A 23576-nucleotide genomic window follows, 5' to 3' on the forward strand; every position below is an offset into this window, starting at 1 on the left:
TAGCTAAAACACGAGAAATCATAAGACCCAATCGAAGTTTACCCAGAAATCACAAGCCAAAAAAAAAGTATTTCATGAACTATAAAAGGCTGTAATTTCCCTTAACTAAACGACATTGGGTGTAGAACTTTTAACTTGAATGCCCAGCAAATGTTGTCCAATTGGTTTCCGATTGGGTATTTTTTTGTTCTGTAAACTGTAAATTAACCTTAACTTTATTTTTATACTCATCATTCCAAAACATCCGCTAATATGTGAGTCGTAACCCTAAATTGTTGCCAATATTTTTTATAACAAATTGAAATATTGGCTAAATCATTAGCCTTTTTGATGTTTATTGAATTATTTCGTCTATTCTAACGATATGGTTGGATAGACGATAGATGGCACTTATATAGTCGTTGGCAGTAATGCAACCGAGACTGCTACCTATCAAAATAGTAATTTGAATTTTAAGAAATTATGACTGAACAAAATAAAGAAGAAGCATTAGGAATTATAAGCCTTGGTTTAGCGAAAATCGTAAATAATTACAGCGAAAATGCTTTACTAATAAATTCATGTTTTGTTTCTGCTGAAAGGTATAGAACTTTGACAACTACAGATGGATTATCTACAACATTAAATATACCAATCGAATTACGACTTGATAATGAAATAGATGTTCAATATACTAATGAAGATTTAGTAAGAAAGTATAATTTAGATGTTCAAAATATAGTTTTTCAAAATTACTTAATTGCTTCTATTTCACTTGTAGATGCAACTTTGGAAGACCTTTATGAATATTTTATTAAGGTTTACAATCCTGCTATTACTGACACCGAATTAGAAAAACAAATAAGAAATGCTTGGACAAATGATAGTTTGTTGAAATTTTTAATTGATGTTAACAAGGCAAACTTGAAAAGGCCAATTAATAAACAAACTGAATTTTCAGAAGCATTTATGCGTTATTTAGAATTACGAATTGTTAGACATACACTTCTGCACTCAAATGGAAAATTGTCTGATAAAAACTATCAAAAACTACACGACAATTTAGCAAATACACCAGATGAAAGAAGACATTTTGCTTTAATTAACTCACCTCTATTTGACGCAGAAAGGCAAATTAATCTTACAATAAATCGTATTTTATCTATTAGACAATATCTTGACAGATTTTTAATGTATATTTTTAACTCTATAAACGAAAGGATTATAGTCTAATAAAAAATGCACTACTGCCAACACTATGTTTATACAAGATAGGCTGACGGAATTTATTCAGCATTTGTTAATAATTATACATTTATAAGTAATTAAGCGGACGTAATTCTATTTCCTATCCTGCATAAACATTCAGCGTTGGCGGTCATTCTAAAAAACACTTAGACTCATAAACACTACTTCAAAAATGGAACAACAAATTAAAGAATCATCAAATAAACAATTTAACATAAAGAGTTTGGCTGGCATTATTGTTGGCGTGACAGCGGCAGCTATATTTCAACATTTTTTGTTTAGGACACCAACAATTGACAAACAGTTAATGGATGCGGCAAGCGAGTTAAATAAAAACTGTCCCATTATGGCTGACTCGCAAACAAGACTTGATAACGCTGTTTCGCTCCCAGACAATGTTTTACAATACAATTACACATTAATAAATTTAATCAAAGACAGTATCAATGTTAGTGACCTTGAAAAAAGTGTAGAACCCAGCATTTTAAATACTGTAAAAACCAGTCCCGATTTACAAGCATTTAGAGATAATGAAGTTACGATGGCATACAATTACAAGGACAAAAATGGCATTCATTTGTTTAAAATCATATTTAAGGCTAACCAATATAAATAAGAAATGAAATATCTTCTGTTATTTTTTTTATTGTACAGTTCAGAATTGGCATTCAGTCAATCCATTGACAAAAATTTAGTTTTTTGGAGTTCCACTAAAAAAATAAGTATTGCTGATTTTGCCATTAAAACGAACAATAAAAAAGCAAGTTCTTCTTTCATGCAATTTTCAATTGACTACAATGTAAATGGATTTGATTTTTTGACTAAGAATTTTAACAAGAAAGTTCGTAATAGCTTTATTAGAACTGCATCGTGGATTGATACCACTTCAAATGTCGAAAAATCAATTCGTTATCAACAAACGCTATTTGACATTAGTGAAATTTATACCCGAAAATTCAGAAAACAATTAAAGGAAAATCGAAAAAAAATAGCGAGAGGGACACAAATTGTTGAAGAAATCAACCAATCCATCATGACTGAATTTTCAAAAAGACGAATAAAATATGATTTAGATACAAATTTTAGCGAGATTGAAAAATCCCAAAAAGAATGGGAAACCCAAATTACAATCGAACTCAGAGAATTAGAGAATTTTGCGACGGAGTAAAAAAGAACGAACCGCCAACTCCAGTTTCTCAAAATAAAAATATCAATTAACGTTTAATTTTCATGACACTCATAGAAAAACCGCCTGTTATGGGCGTTTTTTTTGTGGGTGTAGGGTCTGCTAAATCGTTATCAATTTGATAATTATTCTGTATGTTTTGCTAAGTTCTAATGAATCTTTCGAGACATATTCAAAAATGGTAGAATCCAAATACAGTAAAGGATGTACAAACTTCATTTTTTAATTGCCATAGGGTTACATTTCTGATATATTTGCCTCATGGAAGCAAATAAGAAAAAACGCCAATCAAACCAATATGACAAGATTTTCAAGGAAAATATCGAAGCCGTAATTTCAAGTATCATGCAAAATATACTTGAAATTACGGCTGTTTCTATGGAAGAACTGCCTGATGATATTCAGCACACTAAAGAACGTAAACCCGACACTTTAAAGAAAATCACAGATGATAAAGGCAACACATTTGTCCTTCAAATTGAATTTCAAGTAAAGAATGAAGATGATATGGTTTATCGTATGCTTGATTATTACGGAATGCTTGAACGAAAGTACAAGCTGCCTGTAAAACAATTCGTAATTTTTCTTGGTGCAGACAAATTGACAATGCCAACCGAACTTAACCGAGAACGATTAAAGTTCAGCTATCCACTTATTTCACTTTCAACGCTTGACTATCATATATTTCTCAAATCGGACAAACCAGAAGAAATCATACTCGGCATTTTGGCAAATTTCAAAGGTGAAAATCCCGAAAATGCTCTAAAACAGATACTTATCCGTGTCAAAGAAACTACTGAAGGAGATTTTTCGTTAAATAGATACTTTAATCAGTTGCGTGTATTGGCTCAACTTCGTAACTTGGAACTAAATTTAAAAAACGCTATGGACAGCATCGCAGAATATATCAAAGAAGAAAGAGACGTTCTCTATCTACGTGGACAAGAGAAAATTATCGAAAGCCTTTTGACAAAGCTAAATTATAGCCTTGAACAAATTGCAGACATAGCTGGCGTTTCGTTAGACTTTGTTAAATCAGTTAAGCAAAGACTTACCACAAAATAGATACTTGGTAGTCACTTGAATGACGGACAAAAGCAGCAACTACCAACTCATAAAAATTAATTTTCATGACTTTAAATAAAAAAAACTGCCTGTTATGGGCGGTTTTTTTGTTGGTATCGGGTAACGTAGGATTCTCAATTTTAGAAGATTTCATGAAAGTATTATGCTTTTATTAAGCGTAAATTATTTTTCATTTTATTGTAAAATCAGGTAATTCTACTCTATAATATTAAAAAATTTTCAATTAATATTGCAATCTTCTGCTTACACACAATCAATTCTATAATTTTTTAAACCCAAAACTAATGAAATACTCTATACTGAATTTTATCACCTTCCTACATTCCTCTTCTTTCGCACAATCCATTATTCAATTCAATCGAATAGCATTAGTAGTAAATAGATGCTATTGAGAAATCTATCGAATTTATTTAATTTTCAAAAAACAATTTGTGGCGGTTATATTCCAAATCGGTTGGATATACGCAATGAATAATATTTCTTTACAGCTTATGGTGGTTATACGCTCGTTAGTTGCCATTATAAAAAGACACAACCTAAAATGAAATCACAAATGAATGCAGTATTTGGTTCTATATTAGAAAATTTAAGAGCTATTGAAATAGTTGAAGTCCCAACTGTGGACGCATTTAAAAATGATAGGACAAATACAGGTGACTCAAAAGAACTGACAGTTAGTCAATTTGTAGAAAGATACCTGCCAGCAGATTTCAAGGTAAAGAAAGGAATAATTTATTCACAACAAGGAAATTCTAATAATATTGACTGTGTCGTTTTAGCACCGAATCACCCTGCTTTGGCGACACCCATAAGAGAAGTTATTTTAGCAGAAGGAGTATATTCTGCAATTGAGGTCAAACCAGATATTTCTGTTTTAACTGAAAAAGGTGAATTGCTTCGTGGTTTGAATCAGATAAAATCAATTAAATCACTTTCAAGACAAATTGAACAAGTTGATTTAAATAAGTTATTAAACACAACACCCAAGCCCAACTATTATTCAAAAATTCCATGTGTAATATTTAGCCATAAATCAACTGAAATATTAAAAACCATAAATTTTATAATTTCTAAAATTAAAGATGGTACTTTAAATAGTGAAGAAATTCCAGACTTAATTGTTACATTAGATAAAGGGTTAATAATGTACACACCACATTTATCTTCAACAGGAATTGGACAAGCATTGACAAAGGAGCAAAGAGAATTATACGGAGAAAGAGTTTTTTTGCACTTTGAAACAATAGAAAAAGAAACTACACTTGCATTATTTCTATTAATGTTTTTAAGCTTTACACCACCAACTTTGTTAATAAGTAAATTTATCATAAAAGATTATTTAGCTCAACTACAAGTAAAATATTCGACAAAAATTTATGCTGTTGAATTAAACGCAGAAAAAGTATTAGAAATAGAAATGAAAAAAATCGAAGATGAAAAACAATAACGGCAACTAACACTATATTTATACAAGATAGGCGAACGTAAATAATTCATAATTTGATAAATAATTAAACATTTGTAAGTAATTGAGCGGACGGAATCCTATTTCCTATCCTGCATAAACATTTAGCGTTGGTGGCAAGGCTATGACGACACCCTATAACACTTAACACAAAATCAATTGGACTTATTTAGCAACTTAGAGAACGAGGACGACAATCGTAAAACCAAACTTGGTCAGACTGAAATTGAATATATCAAATCAGTTGGTATTCTGACAGAAGCTAAGGGATTTATGGGAACTTATGACTTTACGTTAAATCCATATTCGGGTTGTTCATTTGGTTGTAACTATTGCTATGCAGCCTTTTTTGCTCGTTCGACAGATGAAAAGGATAATTGGGGGAAATGGTTAAAAGTTAAAGAGAATGCTTTGCAATTATTAATAAAATGGCGTAAAAAGCCACTTTTAAATAAAACAATTTATATAAGTAGTGTTACAGACCCTTATCAACCGATAGAAAAAGAACTTGAACTTACAAGAAGTTTGTTAAAGGAGTTATTGAATTACCACAAACCGAGATTAGTAATTCAAACAAGAAGTCCATTAGTAACAAGAGATATAGATATTCTTAGCAAATTTGATGTAGTCCAAGTTAATATGACAGTTACAACTGATAGCGAGGATGTTAGACGAGCATTTGAACCTATCTGCCCATCAAACAAGGCAAGACTTAAAGCGATTCAAGAAATCACAGAATCAGGAATTCAAACTTGTATTACTATGACACCATTATTACCTGTTCAAAACCCCAATGAATTCGTAAAAGAGTTATTAAGTACAGGAGTTAAAAAATTTATTGTTCAGCCTTTTCACCCAGATAAAGGAAAGTTCGTTGCAAGCACAAGAGAATTAGCAATAGAACAAATGAGAAAAATGAATTGGGACGATTCAAAATACAAAGAAGTAGTTGAAATATTTAGAAAAGAACTTCCTTCGCTTGGCGAAGGCAAACAGGGATTTGCACCAATTTAGGATAATATGAAAGAACAACTAAAACTGTGGTTAAAATCTGAACAAAACAATCTTGATAAAATAATTGCAAATTCAGCAGTTGTATTTTACAATGAACACAAAGGCAATCCAAATTTTCAATACGATTTAAAACAATGCCATATTGAGAGTTATAATTTAATCAAAGGGAAAGATTTATGTTATGATAGACCTAATACGGCATTTGCGTATTCACTTTGGTATCATCCAAGGCGAGTAAATACATTTCTTTCATTTTTTCTCGACAAAGTAATTGACCATCAAGAAGAACACCTTCAACTATTTGACTTAGGAGCTGGTGCTGGTGCAATCCAATGGGGCTTAGGATTAATATATGTGGGTCTAAAAAGACTTGGCAAAACACCTCCTAAAATTACAATAATCAATATTGACACAAGTCCTTTTATGTTAGTTTACAACAAGGAATACTTGTGGAAAGAATTTGTAAAGTCATATCCTGAAATAGATAACAATTTTATTGTTGAATATGAAGTTAATTCTTGGAATAATGAAAAGAATTTGGAAACATCAAACCCCATTCTTTCTGCCAGTTATTTGTTTGACGCATCTGACAATAAAAATGAAATTACAAAGGATTTTAATTCATTAGTACAAAAATATAAACCCAAAACGGTACTATTGCTAACTTCAAGTCAGCCCGAAAAAATGCAATTCCTTGCAGAACTTGAAAAAGATTTTAGAGTACAAGGATATGAAACACAAAAAGTATCAGATTCTAATTTGCTTTTCTCAAACCCTTTGGAGAGTATCAATAAAATACGAACAAAGTTAGGTACAATTTTAAGTGTTTCAGAATTACAAAGGGCATCATCATGGATAGATAGAAGTCATTTTGGTATCGTATTACAAAAGCCACAATCTGAATTAACTTTCTCATTTGGAGGAAACAAAATTTCAAATATCGACATCTTTAATCCTCCAATTACGGTTAGAAAAGATGTCGTATTAAATGAAAAACAAAAAAGAGCAGCAAGAAATACAGATTCTCCATCTGTTATTGTTGGTCCAGCAGGATGCGGTAAAAGCATTGTAATTACTGAAAAAGTAAAAAATATAATTGAAGAAAGTAAGTATGACCCAAATCTAAAAATACTCATTACAACCTTTAATAAAGGGTTAATAGGAAAATTAGCTGAATGGCTAAATAATATTTTAGATTCCTCAAAATATAAAGTAAAATATGACACAAATTTTCACGGTTACAACGAGAAATCAAGTCATTTTATATTTAATGGTTCAGAAACCACAAACATTAGATTATTACATTTTGATATGCTTCCAAAATTACTTGGTGGCGTAAGATATAGGGGTTTAGTCGTTCATAATCAGCACTTTAAATTACTTGATGAAATTATTGCGAAAATAAAATTAGAAGAAAGAATCACTAACGACCAATATGACAATATTTTAAATCACGACTTTCTTTTTGAAGAATATCACAGGGTAATTTATGGTTTACAAGTTGGAATTTCAAAAGGAGAAGATACATATCTAACAATAACAAGAAAAGGCAGAGGTAATAATCCATCTATGCAACGAAATAGTTATAGAAGGAAATTAGCTTGGAAATGTTTAGCTCAATATGCTCAAACAATGCACAATGAGAGTATTCAAAGTTTTACATTACGCAGACAATATTTTTACTCAAAACTCAAATCGAATGAGCTAAATATTAAATATGACCATATTTTAGTAGATGAGTTTCAAGATTGTACGGAAGCAGACTTTGAAATCTTTTATTTAATGATTAAAAATCCGAACAATTTTACTATTTCGGGTGACCTTGCACAATCAATTCATTTAGGAACAGCAGCAAATATACCAAGAGATGAGAATATGGATAGACGACAATTCCACCGTCTTGAAGGTTCATATCGCTTACCAGTTCGCATAAGTGAGAGTATAAAGAAACTTTCAGAAGCAATTGTTCAAAAATTTGGAAATAATGAGGGTGCAATAAGTATAACACCTTACAAGGGTTCTCCACCAGGTTCACGTCCAATAGTAGTTTACGGCAACTCAACAAATGAATTAGCAGATAAGATTTTAGAAATATTTAAAACTTACAAAATCTACGACCTAAAGGGCATAACAATTTTAGAAAAGGATATTGAACTACTTCAAACACTGTCTAAAAAGGGGATAACAACAGAAACGGATACAATTTTAAGCCTAAAAGGACTTGAGAAAGAATGTGTTTTGTGGTCAACAAGAATACCATTAGAATTTGAAAACGAAGTATTTGAATTTGCCTATACAATTGTTACAAGAACTTCTTGTATATTAATTATTGCATTGACAGACAATACGCAAAGCATATATAAAAAAATACTTGGACTTTTAGATAGAGAAAGACTAATCATGTGGGATACACAAACAGAAACAAAATTTGACACTTTTTGCGAAGAGTATGAACATATAACAATAGAAGATGAGGACTGACGACAAAAAAGCCCAGCCACCAATAATTAAGCCTTCGTCGTGGCTGCAAGCCAAACCATGAAGGCATGGCTGACGGCTATTATAGCGGTCGGCTTCGGTGGTTTCTTTTATGGAGTTATCGTTCGACTTGAAGATATTTGAAAGAGCTGTATATTCCGACAAATGAGATTCCCCCTCAATTTCAGTGCTGTTATTAGACTAACTCCTCCCAATACTTCGTCGAAACCACCAATCCAGACTCATCAACCATTTCTTCTTCAGGCGATGAAACACTTTCTTGATTAGTCTTAAATCTTGGGTCTTGAATTTCGTTGTAAAGCAGTAATTCAAATTGATTATAATGTACTCTCAAGTTTTGACAAACAGGACTATTAAAATTGCTTAATATCGTTTTTGCTGCATAAATAATATTGTTGTTTTCATATCTATTCTGAATATCACTTTCCTGCATTCCAACGAAGGGTTGAATGTAATTAGCGTAATGAGTTAGCAGAGCGTTGAACTTCAGAATAAACTTCTCCCCTTCTTCGGTCACGCCATTTTCATCTGAGAACTGATTGATTTTAAAAAGGTATTTGAGCATCGTATCACCAATTACATTCAATCGTATATCGGCAATCTTATCCATTTTCTGAATATCAAATCGGCATAATTCTAAATATAAAATTAACTTTACATCTTTTCGGATGCGTTCATAATTCTCTCTAATGGCAATATCTACTCGCAAACTCCTCTCCTCTTCTGTTTCATGTTTCTTTCTTTTAAAACCTTCATTCAATTCAGGAATTTGTTTGATGGGCATTTTTGTCGTCGGTGATGCTTGATAATCCATTGCATCTATACGTCCATGAAAACGTCGGTATTTCAAGGGTGTTTTAAAATCCCCTGAAATTGTTCCTGCCATTTCTCCTTGGTCAAGATTGGAAATCGTTGAAACGGGTACGGCTTCAATTTGTTGTTCTGAAATGCTATATGACGATACTCCCTGAGCCGATAAACTTTCTTGAATATTAGTCTGATTAATTTTACCAATACACTCTGAAATAATTTTAGCTAATTCTCCACGAATTTGTCCCGTTAAGATTGAACCTACCATATTGACAATCATGTTTGCTTTTTCTTGTCCATAAAGCAATACAAACTGAGCTAAATCTTGAATGCCTAAGATACAAGCCACCATGTTGGAACGAGCTGTCGCAATTAATACACTCAGTGATTCAAAGGGTAAAGTCGGACATTCATCAACGATGATTCCCAAAGGCAATTGTCCTTTCTTATTGATGGTTTTCGTTAGTTTTCCATTCAATAAACTTAATAAAACCCCATACGACTGAAATCTATCTGGGTTATTTCCAATTACTAAAATGGAAGGATTCTCAGGGTTTGAAATATTCAAGTCAAAATCTTCTCCTGTGAAAACCCAATACACCGTCGGGTCAACTATTTGATTGAGCATAATCACCAAAGAATCCACCTGTCCCTGCAATTGTTCTAATGCTCCGCCTTTAAAGGCTCTATCAAAAGTGGTAGCCAATCCTTTCACGTACATATCTGACATGAGCAGTGGAAAGAATATCTCATAATCTTGCTTCAAAAACTCAATAACATGGGGTAAACTGCAAAACTCTCTTCCATACTGCTCACTCTTTCTCTTGAGATAATAAATGGTTGCCGTCAATAATAATTCCGCTGATTTCTTAAAAAAATCATCATCACCTCCAGCAGCTCCCGATAAGCCTTGCATGATAAATTTAGCCGATTCAGTAGAATCAATCATCTCTTTTACTAATCGAGAGGAAATAGGATTAATTCGATGGGACGTAATAGGATTTTGTAAATCAATTTGGTAGTATTTGGGAAATCTACGTTTCGTCTGGGTTTCCCATTGCTCGATTGAACCGTGTTTTTGCTTGATTAGCTCTTTATAATGCCAAAGTGCATTAATCACTTCTATGGCTAAAGTTGGTAATTTAAAGTCATAAACATACAGACAATATCCTTTATGAATGAGCTGGTGAATTGCTAAATTAATCGTCCCGAAACTTTTACCAGAACCAGGAGAACCTGCTACTAAAATTGCTCGAAAGGGATTGACAAAATTCAGCCAGCCTTTCCTCCATTTACCTTCAAAATAGAAAAAATAGGGAATATTAATGGAATGCTCCGTTTCTATCTTTTCCTCCATTTGCGGAAATGTCTCATTCTCAAAATTGAATACGTCGGTTTGCTTCATGGTGATTAACTTCAGAATCAAAGCAATGTGATTGATGAATAGATAGTAACCCAAAATCAGCAAGCTAAAATAAATCAAGAATCCATAGCGGTTGTAGGGCAATACATAAAAAAGTAAGGATGCTACAAAAAGCGTTAAAAGTCCCAAAGTGGTATTGCGGATAATTCGTTTTTCTTCCAATTCTCTATCTTTTCCGATGGGTGTCGTCAAGGCATGAATAGAAAATAACACAATGCAGATAAATTGAATAAAAAAAGGGTTCGTCACTAAACCTATTTTGGAAATTAAAGACAGATAAATATTGTCTAAAAAAGCAATGGAGGTACTGTATCGAAATAACTGATAATAGACAAAAAATAAATGAGCGGGAATCAAAGCATATCCTATGAATTTGATTCCTTCTGTGTTTTGTGATTGTTGTTCCATTAGAATTTCTTTTTCTTCTTTTTACTTAAAAACTCATCGTCTTCACCAGTTTGCCATGCTTTTTTGTAACTAAAGTTTTGGCGGTTGTCGGTATCTACTAAACTTGGTAGATTGTTAGCTTTTTGCTCACTTACATTGGTTTGTTTTTTTGAGTTTTCTTCTAATTTTTCTTGTTGATGGAGATATTTGAGTTCTTTGCGTTTGTAATCGGGAGTAGTTTTAACCGTTTTGTCTTTGGTAGCTTTGTAATGGGTCTTTTTAGTGGTAAAGCCTTTTTCCTTAGCCTTGTCTCTCCTATTTTTAAAGAAGACTGCTTCTAAGTCAGATTTACGGTATTTTTTACCATCAATTTCAATCATTTTCTCATCTTCAACAATTTTCCGATTGGCGGCTTCCGACGCTTTTTTGAAATGATGTAAATTCCGAATATCTTTTAATAGTGGGTCTTGGGCTAAGGCTTGAATATCTTCGTGCTGAATCCTAAACTCCCAAACACCACTCGACTTTGCCATATCTTTCTGTTTCCCAGATAGCGGTAAATCATATTTTAGATTTAGTGCAATTGCTTTTTCTGATGCCTTGACTTTTTCTTTCCAATCATCATACATTTTAAAATTATTCATGCACCGATTAAATACCAGATGTACATGAAACTCGTCAGTATCGTCATGACTAACGGCAACGTATTGGGTGTCTTTTAGACCAGTATCTTTAATATACTGTTGGATAATTTCCTTTTTTTGTTCTTCATTTAACAGTGACATATCTTCTTTGCTAAAAGAAATGATATGATGCCCCACATAAGCTATTGTGTTAGACTGATAGTCGGCATGGCATTTTGACTGGTTGATAAAATCACTAATTAATCTATCTATTCCCTCAATATCATCCTCAGAAACAGGCAATTCCAAATTATTGGAAGATGCAATCACGGTTGCATTTTTCTCAATTACTCCTCGACCTTCTAAACGACCCTTAAACAGATAATTGATAATTCCTCTGAATGACTTTCCTTTGGGTGTAGCTTTAGCTATCATGAATACTACAATTTATACCTGTCTAAAATCTCTCGAACATTTCTTAATGATTCCTTCAAATCATGTTCTACACTGACCAGTCCATACGTATGAGCTTCTTTAGTCAGTTGATTTAGATTATTTGCCATACCTATCAGTTGGATTTTGTGTTGCTGTTCTTCAGCAGAAAAAATGTTAGAGACTTTCCCTTTTACGACAATCACTCTGATATATTCAGGTAGTGAAAGATTCGCTTGTTGGGCTTTTTTTCTACATTGAATCATATCTTTTTCAGACATTCTAACCCTCACTCTTTTTGACAACTTGTCTATTTTAACAGGTCTTCCTCCTGCCTTTGACTTACTTATTTCTTCCATCATTAGAAATAGATTTTTGATTTAAAATAATGCTTTCGTGAAATATATGATGTGCTTGCACGCTGGTTTAGGTAGGTTTCTGACCGCCCTAAACCCCATCTTGCTTCAAAGAATTGTAAATTTAAAATAAATATATCGGTTTTTATATTTTACTTATTATTTATTTTTTATCTACTTTTGTAGTGATTTTCTATGTCAGATAAGGTTTAGACAAGGTTGATATAGACTATGGATAAAGTTCAGATATGGTTTAGATAAACTATGGATAAGGTTCAGATATGGTTTGGATAAACTATGGATAAGGTTTATATAAAGTAGATTTTTTTATGGAAAATAATGATTTTGAAATCATCGAAAAAATAAAGCAACTAAAAATTAATGGAAATATTGGTTGGGCTAAACACCTAATACCACTTTGCGAAAGCTATTTCGATGACGATTTACCATTAAGTTTTATCAAAGTAAAAATAGCAGAACTATACGATTTTGATGTCTCTATTCATACGCTCAAATCTATTAGAACTAAGTATAAAAAAAGTATTCGTGAAAAAACACCTCAGCATGACCTAACGAACAAAACAACAGCTTTTCCCAAAGCTAAATTAAAAAAGATGACTACTAACTCAGGAAAAGTATCATCACCAGAACGTGAAGAGAAAGACCAATTATTAGAAAAAGTCATCAAGAATATGGCTGACTTTGATAATAAATCTACTGAAAATCGAACAGAATTAGATGACTTACTTGAATGGCAACAGCAACAAAAACTGCATCATACATAAAGGCTTTATTCCTTGAATATCAACGCAAAATACTTTTAAAATAATTCATATTTAAACTTAATACCTGTACAATGAAAGTTCATTTAATCTTACAATCAAAAGGAGGATGTGGAAAAAGCTTGTTGACATGGTTTTTGGCAAATTTATATGCCAACGATGAATCAGTCGTCTTTATGGACATTGATGAATCTACCCAAACCTCAAGCTCCCGTTTGGATAGTATTTTGCCTAAAGGACAAAGTATCTTTTATCCCATTCTCAATGAGCAGAAAAAATTAGAAAGAGAACTCTTTTTAAATCTCTTTGAAAAAATCTCACGTCTGAGTGCAACCAATGTATTCCTCGATTTTGGAGCTCCTGAATCTGAAGAATTTAGAAAACTACTCGAATTTGAAATTGACGCAAAAAGCTTGATGGAAGAACTTCAACTTTTAGGAATCGAATTAATTTTATTTGTAGTGGTCGCTGGACGTGATGCCTTTGCTTCCTGTACTCGTTTTTTAACTTCTCTCTCTGATTTAGTTGATGGAACTATTCCCACAAAAATACTCATGAACGAAGGGACATTTGGAGGATTTGAAGGGATTGCAATCGGTAAACAAAATATTGAAGTGCTTGGACACGCTGCCATTTTTCCTTTCGGCAATTTAGGTGATAGCCAATCAGGAAAAGATGTTATCAAAATAATATCCAACGGTCAAAAGCCCGAAAACCTATCTTTAGCCGTTAAACTAACTTTTAAAAAGGCGATGAATCAAGTTGAAAATTTAATGATAAATTCATAATGATAAACATAAAACAGGAAAAGTTTCGACTCTCAAAGCTCCTCGACATTTCGGAAGATGATATTGATGATACCCTTGTCCCAATGTTAGTCTATTTGGATAAAGCTAACCAAAATACTCAGCAAAGTCTTATCCACTTGGAAAATAAGGTTTTTCAAAACACCCAAGAAGCAATTTTATCCATCGGAAAGTATGAGCCTTTAATTAAAAAGACTTTGCAACCCATTTATTGTGATAAACCTTCCACCGCTTTTTTTGCGGGTGCTGGCAAAGCAAGTATTTATGCTCTTTGCATGACGGCGGTGGTCTGTGTCTTTCAGATTTGCTATACTTTCAAGCAGATAAGTGATGAAACTAATCTTAGGGCAGAAAAACTTTCACAGGTTTTTATTTATGATGCACCTTCAGGGAAATATTTTATCAAGCAAAATGATTTGGTTAAAGAGAAAAATGGAGTGTATTCCTATAAAATTCCATAATAAAAGGAAATTGAATACTAAGACTTTAGAATAGGCAATTTAAACTTTTCCATGTGTTCAATTAAACGGTACAATGCCAATAATTCATCAAGGTGGTATCGCCAACGCATAGGTTGATAATAAACAGAAGAGTAAGTTAAACCAAAATGTTCTTCATAAAATGAGGTTAAATATTTAAACTGAAAGGGAGATTTTTCAATGTCTTTATTAACTTCCTCATTGATGAGCTGATAAAAAGAAGCAACGATTTCCTTTTTGTCTAAAGCATTCATGTATTCTAAAACGATTTGGACTTCATCTAATTTCCAACGATTAGCATTCTTGATTTTCTCATAAAATGCCACATTGGTAATTTCTTGCGTACTTGACAAACGCTCTCTCAAATAAAACATTAAATGCGTTTTTTTGATGCCATTAACTTTGAAATAAGTAATCAAATCTACCTGCAAGGTATCCATGATGGTTCGATACTTTTCAATCAATATTTTTTTTTGATGTGTATTCATGCAATATGTCTCTATAATCTAAGGTCTTTTGTTTATTAAAATCGTAATAATTTACTAAATGATTGATAAGTATATTGGGGTATTCAAATATTCATACACCACAAAAAGACAAATATATAATTATTTATAAATACTCAATTATAAAACAGAGTAAATAAACGAGTTCAAATAAATACAAATTTACTTATTTAAAATAGAATGAGAACAAAACTTCTTTGGGTTGAATTGTTTAATTGATATTCTCATTCAGCCCATTTAACAATGCTGGCACAATTAAAGGTTAAATTTGATTAGTATAAAAATCGGTAGCGAAGTAATTCGTTACCGATTCTTTATTTTAAGATTTTACTGTAATGCTTTTCATGATGATAGATACGAAATATTTGCTAAATCATTAGTCTTTTTAATGTTTATTGGATTATTTCGTCTATCCAACGATATGGTTGGATAGACGGATATTGTAGTTATATACTTGGTTGGCAGTAACCTTATAAACGACACTCATTAAAATAAATTAATATGCAGACAGAAAACCCAAACTTGAAATTCTATCTTGACAAAAAAGTAGAAGAATTAATCGTCCCTGAAAATTATTTAATTGAAGACGGGGCTAAAGAACGACATCGTCTGTATTCTCTATTACTTATGGCAATTACAAAATACAATTGGAATGGTAACAAAAAAGGGCGAAATGGAACTTATCCATTAAATCCTCAAAATTATGGAAAGTTTGAATTCAATGATTACTACGGACATAATATTGCATCTATCGCAGTAGATGCTTATGGCGAAGTTATCGATTTTGAGTTCAATCACAATAAACTTTTTAACAGTTCAACTGAACACGCTGAAGCAAGAATGGTTAAAAGAGTTTTTAGTTTAACTCAAATTAATGACTCTTGGAAAACTTCACTACTAACAGTTAAACCCAAAGATGACTATAACACATTTGAAGACGTAACCTTATATACAACATTAGAATCTTGTTCTCAATGTGCAGGAGTTATGGCATTAGCAAGAGTTAAAGAAATAGTGTATTTACAGACAGACCCAGGTATGTATTTAATTGGCAATATTTTGAGAAACTTAACTCGTAAAATTGAGAATGTAAATGGCAGTAATGGTAGTTTGACTTCCCCTATGCCAATTTCAGGAGCTGATATCAACTTTGCTCCATTTTACAGACTAAACAACTCTTTTGCACAATTTCAAGAGACAGTCAAAACTACACCTTTCTTTGTACCAACAAATCTTCAAGACAAACCAGACAACTCACCATCTGTTACGTCTTTTCTTTGTACAGATAGCGCATTTCAAATTTACAATAATGCTACATCAGAATTTGAGTCCCTAAATGACCAAAATTTGCAATTTCCTGACTACAAACCCAAAGACAAGAATGGTACAGAAATTCAAAATGCAAAAACCAACACAATAGTGCTTGCAGAAATAAAGGACTTTTACCAATATGCGATAAAAAGTGGGAAAAGAGGAACACCACATAAATAAAGGCTACTGTCACCAATAGCACTACCTTCCTCGTGGCTGCAAGCCATGCGATGAAGGTAGTCTTGACCTTGGGTAGTCCGCTTCAGTGCTTTCTTTTATGGTTTGTCATTCGACTGGAAGAGCTGGTTTTGCCTGCTCTTCCGTTTTAGGACTTCAGAGGGTTTAATAGCCTATTTCTGTTTTCGTAGGCATATAAACTTACTTATAAATCAATTTTTATGATTGATTACATAATGAAGCGTATAATTCTCAAGGGTACTTCTACTTGCTCAATACGGTAAGAAACACCTCAAAATCAGTCACTTTTACTTTAGCACTATTAATTAAGTTTATCAACTCGTGATTCATCAACATTCTTTTTTTGTCATCCTAAAAATAGTTTGGAATTTATCTAAAGATAGAACTTGAGAAGCCAAAAGCTAATAGAGGTTTAGTTCAACAGCAACCAAAGTGGCAACTCAATGGTTAATCATAGTTGACTGTAAATCTGTACAAAATTGCCACCAGTCAGTCTGTTGAAACTAAGCCAATATATAAAAAAAACGATTATCACATTAATGATAATGAGTGCTGGCATTTTGTTTTTCCTACAAACTGACATTATGAGCAAGTAATAAATAAAATAAAACATGAGTGTTACAATAGATGGCGTAAAAGGATATGAATACCAATACAAAGTAACCGTATTGATTGCTTTGATTACAAAAGCAGACAACGTTGAATTGTATGTTGAAAAAGAGGGCAGTGAAGATGCTTTGCTATTGATTGAAACAAATGGAATTAAATTTAAAGTAGAAATTCAGGTAAAGAGAGAGAGTAATTTAATTGATATAACTAAACTTGTTAATTGGCTATGTCATTTTCAGGAAAAGAAATCTGACAATAACCTGTTCCAAAAGCTAATTGACAATAATGACAATAATCAAAGCATAGCTCTATTTGTTACTCATTCAAGATGCTCCGATTCATTACTCCACTTAAAGACTGATTTCCTTTCTTTTGAGAAACATCATACCATTTCATTTACTCAAGAATTTTATAACAAATTCCGTCAAACTTTAAAGGATATCAAATTTGGCTCTTCCGTACTAAAAAATAATCGAGAAAATTTCTGCAAAACACAGGCTGATACTTTAAAATCTAAGACTGAATTAAATAGAATATTAGAACAGTGTTTAATCCTTGAAGAGTTTACTGATGAAAAAGTAGATAATAATATTACCTCAGTTCTTAATAGTAAATATTCAATTGCTCAATCAAGAACTGGTGATGTTTATTTACAACTCCTCGAGATTGTTAAAGAAGGTAGAAATAATGGGAAAGATATTTCAAAAAGAATAACCAATCACCTTCAATCAGTAAGGATAGGTACTCCAACCGTTGATTCTCAATACAAAGTAAGAAAAGAAGAAAACTTATTAATTGATGAACTTACAAAAAATGGGGTTTTATTTTTAACTGGAATTTCACAATGTGGCAAGACAGAATTGGCAAAAACAATTGCAAGTCATTTTGTAAAAAAAGGTTATGATTACCAAATACATGATGATATTTCAGACTTAAAACGGTTTCTCAATTCTAACATTTCTGACAATAAGGTTGCAATATTAGAAGACCCTTTTGGACATATATCGTTAAATACTAATTATTCCGAAATACTGCACAAAATAAAAGATTTAATTGGAAATAAAGAGAAACATCACCTTGTTATTGTTTCATCAAAAATAGAATTGCTAAGTGAAATTTTTGATTCATCAAAGATATCAGACTATAACATTAAAGGTTATCATTGGCATGATTTAACAATAAAGGACAAAGAACAAATAGATTCATTTTGGAAACTTATTGCAATACAAAAGTCCTTGCCAAATGAAATTATCAGAGTTGTATCAAATGGAATTCTATCAAGTGAAAATCAGGATATTTTACAAATTGGTCAATTGATGTATTTGGTCAATGAGGAAACTAATCAATTAACGAATAGAGAATACAATGAACTTGAGCATATTGCAAGAAGAAACTCTGTTGAAATTGCCGAAGATATAAAAGCTAAAAATAGGATTGCGGCAAGAATACTTGCCGTCTGTTCAATCTGTTCAACTCCAATTCATAAATTAGAATTTCAAGATTTAGCTTACATTCTCTCAGACAAAGAAGATTTACTTTCAATTAGGAATGAAGAGGGATTTACAAGTAGTTATAGGAATGATAAAACTCCACAATTCCCAAAATATTCAAACGATGTAGTTTTAACTGAAGAGGATATAAATGCTATTGACTACTTAGAAGAAAGAGGATTAATAACTCTATCATCTAATGCTTTGTTAATTACACACCCCAATTATTATGAAGCTGGTAGAAATTTATTTTTTGAAAGAAGCTCATTACAACAAAAGACTAAGCTTGAACAATTCAAAAGGAGTATTGCTTGCTTAAATCCAATTACTTCATTGTTGGCAGCGAAAAATTCATCTTTCATTTATAATAAAATAAAAGATGAATATAAAAACACAATTGCTCAAATTGGATTTATTGGCTTAAATTCTATATTTCCTGCTGTTGAAGATAATTGCCTTATTTTCCTAACCAAGTTTATGCAAGAATTAGAAAAAGAGCAATTCGAGGAATTAGTTGATACGATTCAAGATGGAGGAACAAGTAGTTATCACATATATTGGCATGAAAATATTCCATTTATTTCGAGTAGAGGTGGTTTTTCAAATTTATTTATAAAAGAGCATGATGAAGCAAGTATTAAAAGAGCTGAAGACTCTATTTTAAGAGGAATTAAACCAAACTTACATGATGCATGGATTTATGTTAATGGATTAAGAAGAGGACAGCAGGTTTCACAAAAAGATTTTCGTTTACTATTGCAATTTAGTGAGGGTTTTGTTCGTCAAAAAATAGTCTATAAAGCATTTTTATATCCAGAAATTATTGATAGAAAATTCATAGAAGAACTATTTGAAGATGAACATCCATCTGTAGTTTTTAGTACAATTCGAGCGTCACTGCTTTACTGGTTTTCTCTTTCGGACAGTCTTCAATTATTGATAAAAGAATTATCAATTAAATCATTTTCTAAAAAAGATATTGCAATAAGAACTTTTAGACTTATCTCGACATTCTCAATTGATTACAGTGATGAAGCGGTATTCCAAAGAGATTTTGACGAAGAACAAAAAAAGATAATGTGGCAAGTATGGGGAGAGTTATTTCCTGCTTGTGTTGAAAATGTACCATTAGAAGTTCATATTAACTCTTCACGGTTTGGGACAACGATGAGAGATTCCATCAAGTATTTGGATGTTTGTGTGGGGATTAATGTTTTGAATGCTTGGCATAAGAGAATCGATTACCAAATTAAAAACGGAAAAATATTAGATGAGTTTGAGATGTCAATTGCAGATAATTTAATGCAAATAACTTTATCTGATTCTAATTCAAGAAAAGAGCTTTTCTTGCAGTTAATTGAATATAACGACACAAACTTTATATTATCAAACCTAAAATGGATAATTGAATATTGGGGCATATTAGAGAGTTACGAAAAAAACAAGATAATTGCCCTTATTAACAGTGATAGAATCGATGTCAGGTGGATTAAAGCAGTATTACTAAATTCAGATTCTCCGCCGAAAGAAATAATTATGGAAATATTTGGGGATAGCAATTTATTTGAAAAGGATATAGTAGAAATTTTAAAAGCATTTCCTGATGATTTACTGAAAGATTGTTTAAATGTATACTGTGGATTTCCACAACCATTATGGTGGTTGGCTGTCCATCACCATAATGATAAGTTTTGGATAAGAATTATCATGTATGTTTTATTAGATGAATATCATGTTGGATTTGACATCTGTCTCCAAGAGTTTGTAAGTGATGGAGTCAATGGTTTTTCTGTATTTAGAGATGATGGGGAAAGTTTTTGGGATAACGTATGTTCTGCGGTTAAAAACAAAGATGTACTAACTTTATCTTTGATTTATAATATGGTAAATTGTTCTTGTAATTTATATTACACCAAAAAAATGTGGTCATCGTTGATAGAATCATATAAAGATGATTCGAAAGTGGAAGATTTAATAAAATGTATTCAAGAGAATATAGAGTTAATCTTGTACGGCAATAAAGAGGATTTTATTGAAGTAATTGATAGACAGTTTCTAAAAGAAAAGATAATTCCCGCAATTAGTTCGTTAGAGCTTACTGACGAAAAAATTGAAATGGTTGGTAAAAAGAGAAAAGAAGAAATGGAAATGATTTTTAATTATAAATTAGATAATTGGATAGGAGAAAACTAAAGCCCAACAAAACTAACGTACTATAAAAAGAATTCTTAGCAAAGCTAAATTTAGATATCCATCTTGATACATATTGCCTTAACAGAAACCATTAAGGCAATATGTAATGTTTACTTATAACCCACGCAGATAATAGTCACCGTATTCGCAGGACTTGGGGCGTAAGTATCAGATTGAATTAGTAAATGAGTCACACCCTTTGCCTGAGCGTCTTTCTTGACTTTATCCATTGCTTGAGTTCTCAATTTATCTTGGCTTCCAAATATTTGTTGGACAGTTGCCTTAAATTCCCCAACTCGTTTTAAACCTTTCACCTCTTCAAACACACTCGTAACCAGTATTTCCTTTCCTTGACTTTGTACTGGTTTTCCTGTTTCTACTTTAGCTACTGCATTAGTTGTAGTAGTTGTTGGCTTTTCTCCTACTGAGGTAGATAAACTCCCCGAAGAGGGATTTATTATCATATCCTTAACTACTGAATCAGATACTTTTTGATTCTTTAGATTTATCAAAGCTTCTGGACTTACATCGAAAGAATGTGGGAAAATTTTGATTGCTTCTCGTAATGAGAAATGCGGACAAATTTGGTTCTTCGTCAATTTTGGTGAAAGCTGTATTTTTAGCTTAGTTTTGGAGAATGAAACAATCACTATTTTTGCCATCTGAACTGGATTTTACGTTACTCAAATTTCATAATACTACTACAAATATTGATTTCGAGGTGTGCAGCTGTCAAATCTCCAGTTGTTGCCCTTTGTGTCAGACCATTAGCTTCAAAATTCATAGTAAATATGCACGAACGATTGGAGATTTACCCGTATCTGGTAAACTTGCCAAGTTAAAACTTCAAGTTCGCAAGTTCTTTTGTGACAATGTAGACTGTTCCCGTAAGATTTTTACCGAACGATTTAAAGAGCAACTTAACTCATATTCAAGACGATTTGAACGCCTCAACGAGTTAATAACCTCAATTGGGCTTGAATTGGGCGGTAATGTTGCTCAACGCATCGGTAAACTTTGTTACGTAAAAATTAGTGCTTCGACCATTCTTAGGTTAGTAATTAAATGCCCAATTCCAGCCATTCAATTGCCTAAAATCATCGGTGTAGACGATTGGGCATTCAAAAAACGATTAAAATATGGGACGATAATTGTTGATTTAGAGAAGAATGAAGTGATAGATATGTTACCTGATAGGGAGGGTAAAACCCTCACAGATTGGCTGAAACAGTATCCATCCATTGAAACCGTTAGCCGAGACCGCTCTTCAACCTATGCGAGTGCCACTACGGAAGCAGATAATAAAATCGTACAAATTGCTGATCGTTGGCATGTCTTGAAAAACCTTACTGAAGGTTTCGAAGGGTTTTTGAATACTCAGCGTGAAAGTTTGAGAGATATTTCTGCTGAATTGAGTGACCAACAACAATTAGTATTAGAAAGTTTAGTACCAGAAATTATAGAAATCGCTAAAAAAGATATTGTAATAACGGGACGATATCATGATAACTTTATAAAAATGAAGGAGTTACAACTTGAGGGAGTTAGTAAACGTAAAATCGCTAAAATGCTTAAAATGTCTCGCCATACCATTGACAGATATTGGAATCGGACATCGTTTCTTCAAAAAGTTAGCCATCAAAAGAGCAACATTCTTGATTTTGAAGACTATCTCATCAAACGATGGCAAGAAGGTGAGCAAAAAGTCAAAGTTCTGTTTGAAGAAATTAAAGAGCAAGGCTTCAAACACAGTATTAAATTGGTCTATGATTTTGTAAAGAAGTATCCAAAAACAATCATAGAGTATTTACCAAATGCAGTGAAAGTTAAATATTACTCTTCAAAACAACTCAGTATTTGGTTAAGTACTTTCCGAAAAGATTGGTCTGAAGAGTTACCAAGGGCATATTTAGCGAAATTATTGGAAGACAATCCCATTATTAAGAAAGTACGAAATACTGTTTTAAATTTTAGAAGGATGATGAAAGAGAAAGAAGGAGATAAATTGGCTGCCTGGTGCGATGAGGTCATCAATGATGAAAACGAAAATATCAAAGGATTTGCCAGAAGTATTCTAAGGGATTTTCAAGCCGTTTACCAGGGACTTGTATCAAATTGGAGTAACGGACCAGTTGAAGGTCAAGTCAACAGGCTCAAAAATATTAAGCGACAAATGTATGGTCGTGCAGGTTTTGAACTTCTCCGAAAGAGAGTGGTAATTACAAGTCAAAGGTAGCTTTTCACCAAAATTGACGAAGAACCATTTTAAACGCAATACTCATCGTAATACAGAAGTGGAAACATCTGACTGAGCAATACGAATAACATCTGCGTTATGTAACACAGATTTTGAGGGTGATGCAACAAACATGGCTTTGATAACTCTATCTGTAACTTTGGCTAAATCTAATTCAATAATTCCTTGCGGTGTTAAATCAAAATTACATTTACTTGATGAAATTTTAGCAAGAATAATATCTTGAGATACTTTAGCGATTTGAAGATTGGTTACTTCTTTATTCGTTAATACTTCCTGTGCAAAGATTGTGGTGCTGCTAATAGCCATGCCACATACTAATAGACAACTTTCTTAATTGACATTTAGGTACTTTTGTTATAAACAACTGATTATGAACGATAAGTATAAATTATTGCAAGACAATCCAAAGATTTGTAAACGTCTTTTTGGGATTA

Annotated in this window: 19 protein-coding genes; 13 read left to right on the plus strand and 6 right to left on the minus strand. The window is 32.3% G+C overall.

Annotated features, from left to right (window positions below):
- Nucleotides 1-462: 462 nt before the first annotated feature.
- The 7 genes from VB796_RS23055 (at nucleotide 463) to VB796_RS23085 (ending at nucleotide 8459) form a co-directional block, all read left to right on the plus strand.
- Nucleotides 463-1212 carry a hypothetical protein gene (locus VB796_RS23055; RefSeq protein ID WP_323348957.1) on the plus strand — a complete coding sequence of 250 codons (750 nt, stop codon included), beginning with the start codon at nucleotides 463-465 and terminating at the stop codon, nucleotides 1210-1212.
- Nucleotides 1213-1399: 187 nt separating this feature from the next.
- Nucleotides 1400-1843 (plus strand): hypothetical protein, encoded by a 444-nt coding sequence (locus VB796_RS23060; RefSeq protein WP_323348958.1) that lies wholly within the window; start codon nucleotides 1400-1402, stop codon nucleotides 1841-1843.
- A gap of 3 nt (nucleotides 1844-1846) precedes the next feature.
- The gene (locus VB796_RS23065; protein ID WP_323348959.1) at nucleotides 1847-2395 is read left to right on the plus strand and encodes a hypothetical protein; all 549 of its coding nucleotides are present in this window, start codon (nucleotides 1847-1849) and stop codon (nucleotides 2393-2395) included.
- A 279-nt stretch (nucleotides 2396-2674) separates the two neighbouring features.
- A complete protein-coding gene (locus VB796_RS23070) occupies nucleotides 2675-3478 on the plus strand; it encodes a hypothetical protein (RefSeq protein WP_323348960.1) in 804 nt (267 codons plus the stop codon).
- Between the two features lie 562 nt (nucleotides 3479-4040).
- Complete coding sequence (locus VB796_RS23075) at nucleotides 4041-4946, plus strand: DUF6602 domain-containing protein (RefSeq protein ID WP_323348961.1); 906 nt, start codon at nucleotides 4041-4043, stop codon at nucleotides 4944-4946.
- 177 nt (nucleotides 4947-5123) lie between these two features.
- The gene (locus VB796_RS23080) at nucleotides 5124-5978 is read left to right on the plus strand and encodes an SPL family radical SAM protein (protein WP_323348962.1); all 855 of its coding nucleotides are present in this window, start codon (nucleotides 5124-5126) and stop codon (nucleotides 5976-5978) included.
- Nucleotides 5979-5984: 6 nt separating this feature from the next.
- The gene (locus VB796_RS23085) at nucleotides 5985-8459 is read left to right on the plus strand and encodes a UvrD-helicase domain-containing protein (RefSeq protein ID WP_323348963.1); all 2475 of its coding nucleotides are present in this window, start codon (nucleotides 5985-5987) and stop codon (nucleotides 8457-8459) included.
- 193 nt (nucleotides 8460-8652) lie between these two features.
- Here VB796_RS23085 and VB796_RS23090 read toward each other — a convergent pair whose 3' ends face one another.
- From VB796_RS23090 to VB796_RS23100, 3 genes are read right to left on the minus strand one after another with little or no spacing between them, the layout of a single operon-like run.
- The gene (locus VB796_RS23090; RefSeq protein WP_323348964.1) at nucleotides 8653-11118 is read right to left on the minus strand and encodes a TraM recognition domain-containing protein; all 2466 of its coding nucleotides are present in this window, start codon (nucleotides 11116-11118) and stop codon (nucleotides 8653-8655) included.
- Nucleotides 11118-12155, minus strand: coding sequence for a relaxase/mobilization nuclease domain-containing protein (locus tag VB796_RS23095; protein ID WP_323348965.1), 1038 nt, complete (start codon nucleotides 12153-12155; stop codon nucleotides 11118-11120). The genes VB796_RS23090 and VB796_RS23095 overlap by 1 nt, the downstream gene beginning before the upstream one ends.
- Before the next feature lie 5 nt (nucleotides 12156-12160).
- On the minus strand, nucleotides 12161-12514 hold the full coding sequence (locus VB796_RS23100) for a plasmid mobilization protein (protein WP_323348966.1): 354 nt from the start codon (nucleotides 12512-12514) through the stop codon (nucleotides 12161-12163).
- A gap of 323 nt (nucleotides 12515-12837) precedes the next feature.
- Between VB796_RS23100 and VB796_RS23105 the strand changes: the two genes are divergently transcribed.
- The 3 genes from VB796_RS23105 (at nucleotide 12838) to VB796_RS23115 (ending at nucleotide 14557) form a co-directional block, all read left to right on the plus strand.
- Nucleotides 12838-13293: a hypothetical protein gene (locus VB796_RS23105; protein ID WP_323348967.1), complete on the plus strand. Its 456-nt coding sequence runs from the start codon at nucleotides 12838-12840 to the stop codon at nucleotides 13291-13293.
- Nucleotides 13294-13364: 71 nt separating this feature from the next.
- Nucleotides 13365-14078, plus strand: a complete 714-nt coding sequence (locus VB796_RS23110; RefSeq protein ID WP_323348968.1) for a hypothetical protein — start codon at nucleotides 13365-13367, stop codon at nucleotides 14076-14078.
- The gene (locus VB796_RS23115) at nucleotides 14078-14557 is read left to right on the plus strand and encodes a hypothetical protein (protein ID WP_323348969.1); all 480 of its coding nucleotides are present in this window, start codon (nucleotides 14078-14080) and stop codon (nucleotides 14555-14557) included. The genes VB796_RS23110 and VB796_RS23115 overlap by 1 nt, the downstream gene beginning before the upstream one ends.
- A 17-nt stretch (nucleotides 14558-14574) precedes the next feature.
- Here VB796_RS23115 and VB796_RS23120 read toward each other — a convergent pair whose 3' ends face one another.
- Nucleotides 14575-15063, minus strand: coding sequence for a hypothetical protein (locus tag VB796_RS23120; RefSeq protein ID WP_323348970.1), 489 nt, complete (start codon nucleotides 15061-15063; stop codon nucleotides 14575-14577).
- A 519-nt stretch (nucleotides 15064-15582) separates the two neighbouring features.
- Between VB796_RS23120 and VB796_RS23125 the strand changes: the two genes are divergently transcribed.
- The gene (locus VB796_RS23125) at nucleotides 15583-16572 is read left to right on the plus strand and encodes a deaminase (protein ID WP_323348971.1); all 990 of its coding nucleotides are present in this window, start codon (nucleotides 15583-15585) and stop codon (nucleotides 16570-16572) included.
- A 629-nt stretch (nucleotides 16573-17201) separates the two neighbouring features.
- Nucleotides 17202-20882, plus strand: a complete 3681-nt coding sequence (locus VB796_RS23130) for a hypothetical protein (RefSeq protein WP_323348972.1) — start codon at nucleotides 17202-17204, stop codon at nucleotides 20880-20882.
- Between the two features lie 110 nt (nucleotides 20883-20992).
- Here VB796_RS23130 and VB796_RS23135 read toward each other — a convergent pair whose 3' ends face one another.
- A complete protein-coding gene (locus VB796_RS23135) occupies nucleotides 20993-21544 on the minus strand; it encodes a hypothetical protein (RefSeq protein ID WP_323348973.1) in 552 nt (183 codons plus the stop codon).
- On the opposite strand from VB796_RS23135, the gene VB796_RS23140 reads away from it, so the two are divergent.
- Nucleotides 21520-23118, plus strand: a complete 1599-nt coding sequence (locus VB796_RS23140) for an ISL3 family transposase (RefSeq protein WP_323348974.1) — start codon at nucleotides 21520-21522, stop codon at nucleotides 23116-23118. The genes VB796_RS23135 and VB796_RS23140 overlap by 25 nt on opposite strands.
- A gap of 42 nt (nucleotides 23119-23160) precedes the next feature.
- On the opposite strand, the gene VB796_RS23145 is transcribed toward VB796_RS23140, so the two are convergent.
- The gene (locus VB796_RS23145; protein ID WP_323348975.1) at nucleotides 23161-23448 is read right to left on the minus strand and encodes a hypothetical protein; all 288 of its coding nucleotides are present in this window, start codon (nucleotides 23446-23448) and stop codon (nucleotides 23161-23163) included.
- Nucleotides 23449-23576 lie beyond the last annotated feature (128 nt).

Source organism: Arcicella sp. LKC2W, from assembly GCF_034931005.1.
Lineage (GTDB): Bacteria > Bacteroidota > Bacteroidia > Cytophagales > Spirosomataceae > Arcicella.

Excerpts from the sequence above, each read along its gene's own strand:
- VB796_RS23110 (WP_323348968.1), top strand. The coding sequence starts at position 13,365 with ATGAAAGTTCATTTAATCTTACAATCAAAAGGAGGATGTGGAAAAAGC.
- VB796_RS23070 (WP_323348960.1), top strand. The coding sequence starts at position 2,675 with ATGGAAGCAAATAAGAAAAAACGCCAATCAAACCAATATGACAAGATT.
- VB796_RS23115 (WP_323348969.1), top strand. The coding sequence starts at position 14,078 with ATGATAAACATAAAACAGGAAAAGTTTCGACTCTCAAAGCTCCTCGAC.
- VB796_RS23105 (WP_323348967.1), top strand. The coding sequence starts at position 12,838 with ATGGAAAATAATGATTTTGAAATCATCGAAAAAATAAAGCAACTAAAA.
- VB796_RS23130 (WP_323348972.1), top strand. The coding sequence starts at position 17,202 with ATGAGTGTTACAATAGATGGCGTAAAAGGATATGAATACCAATACAAA.
- VB796_RS23055 (WP_323348957.1), top strand. The coding sequence starts at position 463 with ATGACTGAACAAAATAAAGAAGAAGCATTAGGAATTATAAGCCTTGGT.
- VB796_RS23145 (WP_323348975.1), bottom strand. The coding sequence starts at position 23,448 with ATGGCTATTAGCAGCACCACAATCTTTGCACAGGAAGTATTAACGAAT.
- VB796_RS23125 (WP_323348971.1), top strand. The coding sequence starts at position 15,583 with ATGCAGACAGAAAACCCAAACTTGAAATTCTATCTTGACAAAAAAGTA.
- VB796_RS23095 (WP_323348965.1), bottom strand. The coding sequence starts at position 12,155 with ATGATAGCTAAAGCTACACCCAAAGGAAAGTCATTCAGAGGAATTATC.
- VB796_RS23065 (WP_323348959.1), top strand. The coding sequence starts at position 1,847 with ATGAAATATCTTCTGTTATTTTTTTTATTGTACAGTTCAGAATTGGCA.
- VB796_RS23060 (WP_323348958.1), top strand. The coding sequence starts at position 1,400 with ATGGAACAACAAATTAAAGAATCATCAAATAAACAATTTAACATAAAG.
- VB796_RS23120 (WP_323348970.1), bottom strand. The coding sequence starts at position 15,063 with ATGAATACACATCAAAAAAAAATATTGATTGAAAAGTATCGAACCATC.
- VB796_RS23075 (WP_323348961.1), top strand. The coding sequence starts at position 4,041 with ATGAAATCACAAATGAATGCAGTATTTGGTTCTATATTAGAAAATTTA.
- VB796_RS23140 (WP_323348974.1), top strand. The coding sequence starts at position 21,520 with ATGAAACAATCACTATTTTTGCCATCTGAACTGGATTTTACGTTACTC.
- VB796_RS23100 (WP_323348966.1), bottom strand. The coding sequence starts at position 12,514 with ATGATGGAAGAAATAAGTAAGTCAAAGGCAGGAGGAAGACCTGTTAAA.
- VB796_RS23135 (WP_323348973.1), bottom strand. The coding sequence starts at position 21,544 with ATGGCAAAAATAGTGATTGTTTCATTCTCCAAAACTAAGCTAAAAATA.
- VB796_RS23090 (WP_323348964.1), bottom strand. The coding sequence starts at position 11,118 with ATGGAACAACAATCACAAAACACAGAAGGAATCAAATTCATAGGATAT.
- VB796_RS23085 (WP_323348963.1), top strand. The coding sequence starts at position 5,985 with ATGAAAGAACAACTAAAACTGTGGTTAAAATCTGAACAAAACAATCTT.